Genomic DNA, 12,633 nt, shown 5'->3' with positions numbered 1-12,633 from the left:
GATCGTGGTTGGGATCTGGATCGTCTCTACAGCTCGGATCCCGATGAGCAGGGGACGTTCTATGCCCGTGAGGGCGGGTTCCTCTACGACGCTGCCGAGTTCGACGCGGACTTCTTCGGGATCTCGCCGCGTGAGGCCCTCGCCATGGATCCGCAGCAGAGGTTGTTGTTGGAGACGACGTGGGAGGCGTTCGAGCGGGCGGGTATCGACCCGGCCGCGGTGCGCGGTACCCAGGCGGGTGTCTTCGTCGGCACCAACGGCCAGGACTACGGATCCATGCTGCAATCCGTTCCGGACGGGATCGAGGGCTTCCTCGGTACCGGCAACGCGGCGAGCGTCGTGTCGGGCCGGCTGTCGTACGCGTTCGGGCTTGAGGGTCCGGCGGTGACGGTCGATACGGCGTGCTCGGCTTCGTTGGTGGCGTTGCACTGGGCGGTGCAGGCGTTGCGCAACGGTGAGTGCAGCATGGCGTTGGCCGGTGGTGTGACGGTCATGTCGTCGCCGGGTGCGTACATCGATTTCAGTCGACAGCGTGGGCTGGCGGCGGATGGTCGGATCAAGGCGTTCGCCGCCGGCGCGGATGGTACGGGCTGGGGTGAGGGTGTCGGCATGCTGCTCGTGGAGCGGCTGTCCGATGCCCGCCGCAACGGGCATCCGGTGTTGGCGGTGATCCGTGGTTCGGCGATCAACCAGGACGGTGCGAGCAATGGTTTGACGGCGCCGAACGGGCCGTCGCAACAGCGGGTGATCCGGCAGGCGTTGGCGAGTGCTGGTCTGTCGGCGGCCGAGGTGGACGCGGTGGAGGCGCACGGTACGGGTACCCGGCTGGGGGACCCGATCGAGGCGCAGGCGCTGTTGGCCACGTACGGCCGGGAGCGGACCGAGGGGCAGCCGCTGCTGCTCGGTTCGATCAAGTCGAACATCGGGCACACGCAGGCCGCAGCGGGTGTCGCGGGTGTGATGAAGATGGTCCTGGCGATCCAGCACGGGGTGCTTCCGCAGACGCTGCACGTGGACGAGCCCACCCCGCACGTCGACTGGAGCACGGGTGAGATCGCCCTGCTCACCGAGAGTCGGGATTGGCCCGAGACCGGTCGTCCGCGTCGGGCGGGTATCTCCTCGTTCGGTTTCAGTGGTACCAACGCCCACACGATCATCGAGCAGGCGCCGGACGTGCGGGACGAGGCGGAGCCGACCGCTCTGCCCCAGGACCGTTCGGGCGTTCTGCCGTGGGTCCTGTCGGCGAAGAGCGAGGCCGCTCTGCGCGTCCAGGCCGAGCGTCTGGCGGAGTGGATCGCGTCGGACGAACTGCTGGAACCCGCCGATGTCGCCTACTCCTTGGCCACATCGAGGTCGACGCTCGAACACCGGGCCGTCGTCGTCGCGCAGGAGCGGGAAGAGTTCCAGGCCGCTCTGAAGGCCCTCGCGGCCGGTCAGCAGACGGCCGGCTCGGTGCGCGGAACGGCTTCCGCCGGTGGAGTCGCCTTCCTGTTCACGGGTCAGGGGAGTCAGCGCCTGGGGATGGGGCGTGAGCTGTATGACGCCTATCCGGTGTTCGCGGACGCGCTGGACGCCGTCTGTGCCCGTATGGACGGGCTGCTGGAACTGCCTCTGAAGGAAGTGCTGTTCGGGTCTGATGCGACTCTGTTGGACGAGACACGGTTCACTCAGCCCGCGCTGTTCGCCGTCGAGGTGGCGTTGTTCCGGCTGCTCGAATCGTGGGGTGTGAAGCCGGATTACCTCTCCGGTCACTCCATCGGTGAGATAGCTGCCGCGCATGCGGCGGGTGTCCTTTCCCTGGACGACGCCTGTGTGCTGGTGGTGGCGCGGGGCCGACTGATGCAGGCCCTGCCGACCGGCGGAGCCATGATCGCCGTCCAGGCCTCCGAGGGCGAGGTCCTGCCGCTGCTGACCGAGCGGGTGAGCATCGCCGCTATCAACGGCCCGCAGTCCGTCGTCATCGCCGGTGACGAGGACGACGCGGTCGCCATCGCGGCATCGCTCACCGGTCGGAAGACCAAGCGGCTGACCGTCAGTCACGCCTTCCACTCGCCGCACATGGACGGCATGCTGGCCGACTTCCGCAAGGTCATCGAGGGGTTGGAGTTCGCGACCCCGCGCATCCCGATCGTCTCCAACCTGACCGGGGCGCTCGTCACCGACGGGGAGATGGGCTCGGCGGACTTCTGGGTCCGCCACGTCCGCGAGGCGGTCCGTTTCCTCGACGGTGTTCGCACCCTTGAGGCCGCCGGCGTGACCACGTACGTCGAACTCGGCCCGGACGGGGTGCTCTCCGCCCTCGCCCAGGAATGCGTGACAGCCGGGTCGGCGGCCGCGTTCCTGCCCGCGCTCCGCAAGGGTCGCGCCGACGCCGAGGCCATCGTCGCCGCCCTCGCGCGGGCCCACGTCCACGGCGTCACCGTGGACTGGTCGGCGTACTTCTCCGGTACCGGTACCGGTGCCCGACGCATCGACCTGCCGACCTACGCCTTCCAGCGCAAGCGGTACTGGCTGGAGGAGGCTCCCCGCCCCACAGCGGCGGAGCCGGGCGCAGCCGGTGGTGGTGTGGTCGACGCCCCGTTCTGGGAGGCCGTCGAGAACGATGACCTCGCCGCCCTCACGGCTGCCCTGGAGATCGACGCCGACCAGCCGCTGAGCGCCCTGCTGCCGGCGCTGTCCGCCTGGCGGCGGCAGCGCGCGGAGAGGTCCGTCGTCGACACCTGGCGGTACGGGGTCACCTGGAAGCCCCTGGCCACCCCGGACGCCGACGCCCGCCCCGCCGGAACCTGGCTGGTCGTCACCGCGGCGACCGGCGCGGCGACCGGCGAGGGGACCGGACTCCCCGGGATCGCGGACGCCCTCCGGGCCCGGGGCGTGGACGTACGGGACGTCGCCCTCGACCCTGCGGAGACCGGCCGGGGCGCCGTGGCCGACCGGTTGCGTTCGGCGCTCGCCGGGGACCGGGCCGACGGCGTGGTGTCCCTGCTGGCACTCGCCGAAGCCCCCCACCCGACCCACCCGGCGGCGCCGGCAGGCCTGCTGCTGACCGGAACGCTGGTACAGGCCCTCGGCGATGCCGAGGTGGACGCACCGCTGTGGTGCGTGACCTCCGGTGCCGTGGCGGCCGGCACCGCCGACCGGCTGCGCAGCGCCGCGCAGGCACAGGTCTGGGGGCTCGGCCGGGTGGTCGCCCTGGAGCACCCGGAGCGCTGGGGCGGTCTGGTCGACCTGCCGGGTGGCGTGGACGGGCGGACGCTCGACCGGCTGCTGTCCGTACTGGGTGGTGCTGCCGGGCGGGCCCACGAGGACCAGATCGCGGTACGGTCCGCGGGTCTCCTCGTACGCCGCATCGAGCACGCCGCGTCGCCGGACACCGCCACACCGGCGGCCGGTTCTCCCCTCGCGCCGTCGCCCCTCACCCCGTCGACCGCGGTGCGGGCGCCGTGGCGGACCCGAGGCACCGTCCTGGTCACCGGCGGTACGGGCGCGCTCGGTGCGCACGTCGCCCGCTGGCTCGCCGCGCACGGCGCCGAGCACCTGGTGCTGGTCGGGCGGCGAGGACCGCAGGCGCCGGGCGCCGGGGCCCTGGTCGCGGAACTCGCCGAACTGGGCGCCCGTGCCACGGCCGTCGCCTGCGACGTGACCGACCGGCAGGCCGTGGCCGAGCTCCTCGCCGCGCTCCGGGACGACACCACCGCCCCCGCCCTCAGCGCCGTCTTCCACACGGCGGGCGTCGGTCAGCTGACGCCGATCGCCGAGACGGGACCGGACGAGGTCGCCGCGGTGCTCGCCGCCAAGGTCTCGGGGGCCGAGCACCTCGACGAGCTGCTCGGTGACACGGAGCTGGACGCCTTCGTCCTCTTCTCCTCCATCGCCGGCGTGTGGGGCAGCGGCGGTCAGGGCGCCTACGCGGCGGCCAACGCCCACCTCGACGCCCTGGCACAACAGCGCCGCGACCGCGGCCTGACGGCCACGGCCGTCGCCTGGGGGCCGTGGGGCGAGGGCGGCCTGGTCGCCGACGACGAGGCCGCCGGGCAACTCCGGCGCCGCGGGCTGCCGGTGATGGCCCCCGAACGGTCCATCGCCGCACTCCGGCAGGCGCTGGACGCGGGCGACACCACCGTGACGGTCGCCGACGTCGACTGGGACCTGTTCGTCCCGGCCTTCACGGCCTCCCGGCCGCGGCCGCTCATCGCCGACCTCCCCGAGGTGCGCCGCGTACTCGACGCCGAGGAGCGCGCCGGTGACGGAAGCAGCGGCGACGACGGCACTGCCGGCGCGGTCGACCGGCTGCTGGCCGAACTGCGCGGCGCGAGCGCCGACGAGGCGGAACGGATCCTGCTCACCCTGGTCCGTACGCACGTCGCGGCGGTGCTCGGGCACGACGGGGCCGGCACGGTCGAGGCCGGCCGCGCCTTCAAGGAGCTGGGCTTCGACTCCCTCACCGCCGTCGAACTGCGGACCCGCCTCGGCGCGGCCACCGGACTGCGACTGCCCGCAGCCCTCGTCTTCGACCACCCGACGCCCGCCGCCCTGGCCGCGCACATTCGCGCGGAACTCCTCGGCGGGGACGCGGAGCCCGTCCTCCCGGCCCTCGCGGAGATCGACAAGTTGGAGTTCGTCCTCTCGTCGGTCCCCGAGGAGGACGCCGGCGAACGGGCCCGCGTCACGGCACGGCTCGAAGCGCTCCTGGCGAACTGGAACAGGACGGAACGGGCCGCGCTCGCCCTGGAGGACGAGGAAACAGTCATCGAATCGGCATCCGCCGAGGACCTCTTCGACATCATCAACAACGAATTCGGAAAAGCCTGACCTTGATGCCCGATCCGATGTCTCCGTCGAATCCGCCGAATCCGCCGAACCCGTCGAATCCGCCGAATCCGCCGAATAGCGGTTCCGATGTGTTCAGTGAATTCTCAGCCGCAGTCCGCATGCAATCCGCATTTCTCCAGGAGGTGACGTTCCAGTGGCCGGCGTGAACGAAGAAAAGCTTCTCGAAAACCTGAAGTGGATGACCACGGAGCTGCGGCGGGCCCGCCGCCGCCTCCAGGAGGTCGAGCAGGACGCCCACGAACCCCTCGCGATCGTCGCGATGAGCTGCCGCTTTCCCGGCGGGGTGCGGTCGCCCGAGGACCTGTGGCAGCTTGTGTCGGAGGGCGGCGACGCCATCACCGGGTTCCCCGAGGACCGCGGCTGGGACATCGCCTCCCTCGCCGACCCCGACCCCGACCGCAAGGGCACCTTCTACAACACCGGCGGTGGGTTCCTCGCCGACGCCACCGCGTTCGACCCCGGATTCTTCGGCATATCGCCGCGCGAGGCCCTGGCGATGGACCCGCAACAACGCCAGATCCTGGAAACCTCCTGGGAGGTCTTCGAGCGGGCCGGCATCGACCCCGCCTCCGTACGCGGCAGCCGCACGGGTGTCTACATCGGCGCGGGCGCCATGGGATACGGGGCCGACCTCAAAGAGGTCCCGGAGGGGCTGGAGGGACTGCTGCTGACGGGTGGCGCGACGAGCGTGCTGTCGGGCCGCGTCAGCTACGTCCTCGGCCTGGAGGGCCCGGCCGCCACCATCGACACGGCCTGCTCCTCCTCGCTCGTGGCCCTGCACCTGGCCGGACAGGCCCTGCGCCAGCGCGAGTGCTCGCTCGCCCTGGTCGGGGGCGTGTGCGTGATGCCCACCCCCGACGTGTTCGTCGAGTTCAGCCGCCAGCGCGGCCTCGCCGAGGACGGCCGCTGCAAGTCCTTCGCCGCCGCCGCCGACGGCACCGGCTGGTCCGAAGGCGTCGGTGTCCTCCTCGTCGAGCGCCTGTCGGACGCCCGCCGCAACGGGCATCCCGTCCTGGCCGTGGTCCGCGGTTCCGCCATCAACCAGGACGGCGCCAGCAACGGGCTCACCGCCCCCAACGGCCCCGCCCAGCAGCGCGTCATCCGCCAGGCGCTGGAGAACGCCCGCCTGTCCGCCGCCGAGATCGACGCCGTCGAGGCGCACGGCACCGGCACCCGCCTCGGCGACCCCATCGAGGCGCAGGCGCTCCTCGCCACGTACGGGCAGGACCGGCCGGCCGGCCGGCCGCTGCGCCTCGGTTCCCTGAAGTCGAACCTCGGACACACCCAGGCCGCGGCCGGTGTCGCCGGCATCATCAAAACGGTCATGGCGATCCGCCACGGCGTCCTTCCGCAAACCCTCCACGTCGACGAGCCGACCCCCGACGTCGACTGGTCGGCCGGAGCGGTTTCGCTGCTCACCGAACCGATGGCCTGGCCCGAGACCGGCGCACCGCGCCGCGCGGCCGTCTCCGCGTTCGGTGTCAGCGGCACCAACGCGCACACCATCATCGAGGAGGCCCCCCAGGAGGAGCCCCCGCAGGACGGGTCCCCGCAGGTCGGCTCCCCGGCCGGTGCGGAGCCGCCGGGCGCGGAGCCCGCCACCGGTCAGGTCCGGCCGGCGCTGCTGCCCTGGACCCTGTCGGGCCGCAGCGTCGCCGCGCTGCGCGCCCAGGCCGCCCGGCTGATCGCCGCCCGCGCCGGCGGGGCCACCGACGTCTCGGCTCTCGACCTCGGCCATTCGCTCGCCACCACCCGCGCCGCGCTGGAGCACCGTGCGGTCCTCCTCGGTCGCACGTACGACGCCCTCGACACCGCCCTGGCGGCGCTCGCCGCGGGCGAGCCGGCGCAGGGCCTGATCACGGGCACCGCCACCGAGGGCCGGACCGCGTTCCTGTTCACCGGACAGGGCAGCCAGCGCCTCGGCATGGGGCGTGAACTGTACGAAACCTTCCCGGTGTTCGCGGCCGCCCTGGACGACGTCTGCGGCCACATGGACGCGCACCTCGAACTCCCGCTGAAGGACGTGCTGTTCGGGGCGGACCCCGATCTGCTGAACCAAACGGAGTACACGCAGCCAGCACTGTTCGCCGTGGAAGCGGCCCTGTTCCGGCTCGTGGAGAGCTGGGGCCTGCTGCCGGACTACGTGTGCGGCCACTCCATCGGCGAGATCTCCGCCGCGCACGCCGCGGGAGTCCTCCCGCTCGATGACGCGTGCAGGCTCGTCGCCGCACGGGCGCGGCTGATGCAGCGGATGCCCGCCAGTGGCGCGATGATCGCCGTCCAGGCGGCACGGGACGAGGTCCTGCCGCTGCTGACGGACCGGGTCGACATCGCCGCCGTCAACGGCCCGCGGTCGGTGGTGATCGCCGGACACGAGGACGACGCCGCCGCCATCGAGGCCGACTTCCGGGCGCGGGGCCGCAAGACCAAGCGGCTCGCCGTCAGCCACGCCTCCCACTCGCCGCTCATGGACGGCATGCTGGACGACTTCCGCCGGGTGGTGGAGGGGCTGTCCTTCGCCGCCCCGCGCATCCCGATCGTCTCGAATCTGACCGGCGCCCTCGTCACCGACGAGATGGGGTCGGCGGACTTCTGGGTCCGTCACGTCCGCGAGGCCGTCCGCTTCCTGGACGGTGTTCGGGCCCTGGAGGCCGCGGGCGTGACGACGTACGTGGAAATCGGCCCCGACGGTGTTCTGTCCGCGCTTGCCCAGGACTGCGTCACCGGCGACGGAGCCGTCTTCCTCCCCGTGCTGCGCGGCGGCCGGCCCGAGCCCGAGACGGCCCTGTCCGCCCTCGCCCACGCCCACGTCCACGGCGCCGCGGTCGACCGGGCGGCGTACTTCGCCGGCACCGGTGCCCGCCGCGTCGACCTGCCCACCTACGCCTTCCAGCACGAGCGGTACTGGCTGGAGCCCGCCACCGGCACGGTCGGCGACGTGACCGTGGCCGGACTCGACCCGGCCGCCCACCCGCTGCTCGGCGCCGCCGTCACCCTGGCCGGCTCCGACCGCGTGCTGTGCACCGGCCGGCTCTCGGCCCGCACCCACCCCTGGCTCGCCGAGCACACCGTGGCCGGTACGACGCTGCTGCCGGGTGCGGCGTTCGTCGAACTCGCCGTCCGCGCCGGGGACCTGGCCGGGTGCGGGAACGTCGAGGAACTCGTGCTCGACGCACCGCTCGCGCTGCCCGCCGACGGCGGCGTCAGGATCCAAGTGCTGGTGGAGACCCCCGACGAGCGCGGTCACCGCGCCTTCACCGTGTCCGCCCGCCCGGACGACGCGGCCGGAGCGGCGGTCGACGACAGCGGCTGGACCTGTCACGCCCGGGGCGTGCTCACCCCCGCGACCGGCTCCGCCCCGGCGGTCGCCCTCGGGCAGTGGCCGCCGGCCGGCGCCGAGGCCGTCGACACCGAGCACCTCTACGTCACCGACGAGCGCCACGGCGCCCACGCCCCCGAACGCGGCCCGGTGTTCCGGGCCGTGGAGGCCGCCTGGCACCTCGACGGAGAGTGGTTCGTACAGGTACGCCTCCCCGAAGGCGCCCCGCAGGGAGCCGGGTTCGGTCTGCACCCGGTCCTCCTGGACGCCGCCGCGCACGCCGCGGTGGCCCTGGCCGGCTCCGCCGCGACCGCCGACGGGCACGCCGACGGCTCGGCCCTCGGACCGGGCGGCGTCTGGTCCGACGTGACCCTGCACGCGGTGGGCGCGGGCGCCCTGCGCGTACGCGTCCGACCGGCCGGGGACGGGACGTGCGCCCTCGACCTCGCCGACGACCTCGGCGACCCGGTGGCCACCGTCGGCCGGCTCGCCCCACGGCCCTTCACCGCCGCGACCACCGGCACCACCGGCGACACGGTCCCGGTCCCGGCCGTCGTACGCGACGCGCTGTTCCGGCTCGAATGGACGCCGCTGCCGGCGCCCGCCGGCCCGCCCGCTCCGCCCGCGGCCGAGCCCGCGGGCGGCTGGGCCGTCCTCGGCGCCGCCGGATCCGGCCCCGCCCGCGGCTACGCCGACCTCGCGGAGCTGGCCGTCGCGGTCGAGGCGGGCACGCCCGCTCCCGCGTACGTCCTGGCACCCTTCCCCCGGCAGGCCGACGGCCCCGCGCCGGACACCCTGCGCCAGGCCGCACACCGGGCCCTCGGCCTGGTCCGGGCCTGGCTGGCCGACGACCGGTTCGAGACGTCCCGCCTGGTCGTCGTGACCGCCGGCGCGGTCGCCGGCCCCGGCGAAGGCGTCGAGGACCTGCCTCACGCCGCCATCCGCGGACTGCTGCGTTCCGCGGAGACGGAGAACCCCGGCCGGTTCGTCCTCGCCGATGTCGCCGACCCCGGCGCGCTCTCCGACCTCACCGGGCCGGCCGGCGCGGCCCTGCTCGCCGCCGCCCTCGACTCCGGCGAACCGGAGCTGCTGCTGCGCGACGGAACCGTCCACGTGCCGCGCCTGCGCCGCACCCCGACCGGCAGTCCCGCCGCCCCGGTGAACGGCGTGGACATCGACCCGAACGGCACCGCCCTGATCACCGGCGGCTCCGGCAGCCTCGCCGGCATCGTCGCCCGCCACCTGGCCGGCGCCCACGGCGTACGCCACCTGCTGCTGCTCAGCCGGCGCGGCGCCGACGCCCCCGGAGCCGCCGAACGCACCGCGGAACTCGCCGCGTTGGGCGCCGAGGTCACCTGGGCCGCCTGTGACGCCGCCGACCGCGACGCCCTCGCCGCCGTCCTGTCCGCCATCCCCACCGAACACCCCCTCACCACGGTGGTCCACACGGCGGGCGTACTCGACGACGGCGTCATCGGGTCCCTCACCCCCGAACGCCTGGACGCGGTCCTTCGACCGAAGGCCGTCGCCGCCCTCCACCTGCACGAACTGACCCGCGACCTGCCGATCACGGCGTTCGTCCTCTACTCGGCCATCGCCGGCACCCTCGGCGCCGCGGGCCAGGCCAACTACGCCTGCGCCAACGTCCACCTGGACGCCCTCGCCGAACAGCGCCACCACCAGGGCCTGCCCGCAACCTCGCTCGCCTGGGGCCTGTGGGCCGCGGCCGGCGGCATGATCGGCGGACTCGACGAGAGCCGGCTGCGCCGCATGGAGCAGCAGGGCATGGGAGCCCTTTCCGCCGCCGACGGCATGACCCTGCTCGACGCGGCGCTGGCCTCCGGCCGGCCCGTCCTCGTCCCCGCCCGACTGCACCCGGCCGCCCTGCGCGCCGCGGCGGCACCCGGCCCCGTCGCCCCCGTGTTCCGGGACCTCCTGGGTCCGGCGGGACGCCGCACCGCGCACACCCGCGACGACGCGGGCACCTCGCTCACCGAACGACTGACCGGCCTCACCCGACCCGAACAGGACCGCGCCCTGCTGGAACTCGTACGGGCGCAGGTCGCCTCCGTACTGGGCCACGCCTCGGCCGAACGGATCGAACCCGCCAAGGCCTTCAAGGACCTCGGCTTCGACTCGCTGACCGCCGTCGAACTGCGCAACGGTCTCGGCGCCGCCACCGGCCTGCGCCTGGCCACCACCCTCGTCTTCGACCACCCGTCGCCCGCCGCGCTCGCACGACACCTCCTCGTCGAACTGGTCGGCGAGGACGAGGAGTTCGGGGCGCGGGACGGGCGGGAGGGCGCCGGCCGCGCGCCGGCCGCGGACGCCGACGACCCGATCGCGATCGTCGCCATGAGCTGCCGCTATCCGGGCGGGGTCGACAACCCCGAGGACCTGTGGCGGCTCGTCGAGACCGGCGGCGACGCCATCGCCGGCCTCCCCGGCAACCGCGGCTGGGACACGGCCGAGCTGTACGCCGGAGACGCCGGAGAGGCCTCACGGGCCGGCCACGGCCGGGCCTTCCAGGGCGGATTCCTTTACGACGCCGACTCGTTCGACGCCGACTTCTTCGGGATCTCGCCGCGTGAGGCCCTCGCCATGGACCCGCAGCAGCGCCTCCTCCTGGAAGCCTCCTGGGAGGCGGTCGAGCGGGCGGGCATCGACCCGTCCTCGCTGCGCGGCACCCGGGCCGGGGTGTTCGTGGGCGCCGCCTACACCGGCTACGACGCCCAACTGGAGCGGTCCGCGGACGCGGACGCGGTCCTCGGCCACGTGATGACCGGCAACGCGGGCAGCGTCATGTCCGGTCGCGTCTCCTACGCCTTGGGCCTGGAGGGTCCGGCCGTCACCGTCGACACGGCCTGCTCGTCCTCACTGGTCGCCCTGCACTGGGCGATCCAGGCCCTGCGCGCCGGCGAGTGCACGCTCGCCCTCGCGGGCGGCGTCACGGTCATGTCGACACCGGGCACCTTCACCGAGTTCAGCCACCAGGGCGGACTCTCGCCCGACGGCCGCTGCAAGGCCTTCGCGGCGGCCGCGGACGGTACGGGCTGGGGCGAGGGCGTCGGCATGCTGGTCGTGGAACGGCTGTCGGACGCCCGCCGCAACGGGCATCCGGTACTGGCGGTGGTTCGCGGTTCGGCCGTCAACCAGGACGGCGCGAGCAACGGGCTGACCGCGCCGAACGGGCCCTCGCAACAGCGGGTCATCCGTGCGGCCCTCGCGAACGCGGGCCTGTCCGCCGCCGAGGTCGACGCCGTCGAGGCACACGGCACGGGCACCCGCCTCGGCGACCCCATCGAGGCGCAGGCGCTGCTCGCCACCTACGGCCAGGACCGGCCCGACGGGCAACCGCTGCTGCTCGGCACCGTCAAGTCGAACATCGGCCACACGCAGGCCGCCGCAGGTGTGGCGGGCATCATCAAGATGGTCATGGCGATGCGCCACGGAACGCTTCCCCGCACCCTCCACGTCGACGAACCGACCCCGCACGTGGACTGGACGGCCGGCGACATCACCCTGCTGACCGAGGCCACGGCCTGGCCCGCGACCCGACGGCCGCGCCGAGCCGCCGTGTCCTCGTTCGGCATCAGCGGCACCAACGCCCACACGATCATCGAGCAGGCGCCGCAGGACACCGATCGCCCGGCGCCGACCAACCCGCCGACCGGACCGGTCCCCTTCGTCCTGTCGGCCAGAACCCCGCAGGCGCTCCGAGACCAGGCCGCCCGATTGCTCCCCGTGGCCGAGGCCACCACCGCCGGCGTGACCGGGAACGAGGACGGCTCCGTTCCCGTGGACCTGGCGTACTCCCTGGCCACCGGCCGTGCCGGCCTGGAACACCGCGCGGCGTTCACCGCCGGTGACCGCGAAGGCCTGCTCCGCGTGCTCACCGCCATCGCGGCCGACGACCCGGCGCCGGAGCTGGTGCGCGGGACGGTGTCCGGCGGCTCCCTCGCGTTCCTGTTCACCGGGCAGGGCAGCCAACGCCTCGGCATGGGTCGGGAACTGTACGAAACCTTCCCGGTGTTCGCCGACGCGCTGGACACCGTCTGCGCCCACACGGACGCACTGCTGGAAGTCCCTTTGAAGGACGTCCTGTTCGGGGTGGACGCGGGGCTCCTGGATCGGACCGGGTACACGCAGCCGGCGTTGTTCGCGGTCGAGGTGGCGTTGTTCCGGCTCCTCGAATCGTGGGGTGTGCGGCCGGACTTCGTGTCCGGGCACTCGATCGGTGAGATCGTTGCCGCGCATGTGTCGGGTGTGTTGTCGCTGGACGACGCGTGCGTGTTGGTCGCGGCTCGTGGGCGGCTGATGCAGGCGCTGCCTTCGGGTGGCGTGATGGTCGCGGTGCAGGCGTCGGAGGACGAGGTCCTGCCGCTGTTGACCGAGCGGGTGAGTGTCGCGGCGGTCAACGGTCCGGGGTCGGTGGTCATCGCCGGTGACGAGGACGCGGCGTCGGCGGTCGTGGCGGCCTT

At 73.6% G+C, this 12,633-nt stretch carries 2 protein-coding genes; both read left to right on the top strand.

What is annotated here, in order from left to right; translation table 11 throughout:
• Nucleotides 1-4,812: type I polyketide synthase (locus NOD94_RS36995; protein ID WP_281210621.1), on the top strand; the 4,812-nt coding region annotated here is incomplete at its 5' end.
• 154 nt (nt 4,813-4,966) lie between these two features.
• Nucleotides 4,967-12,633, top strand: a 7,667-nt coding sequence (locus NOD94_RS36990; protein WP_281210620.1) for a type I polyketide synthase, incomplete at its 3' end; no start/stop codon positions are given.

The sequence above is a fragment of the Streptomyces sp. Isolate_45 genome (genome assembly GCF_024721315.2).
Lineage (GTDB): Bacteria > Actinomycetota > Actinomycetes > Streptomycetales > Streptomycetaceae > Streptomyces.
The sequence above is the reverse complement of the archived record's forward strand: the minus strand, read 5'-3'. Positions and strand labels throughout refer to the sequence as shown.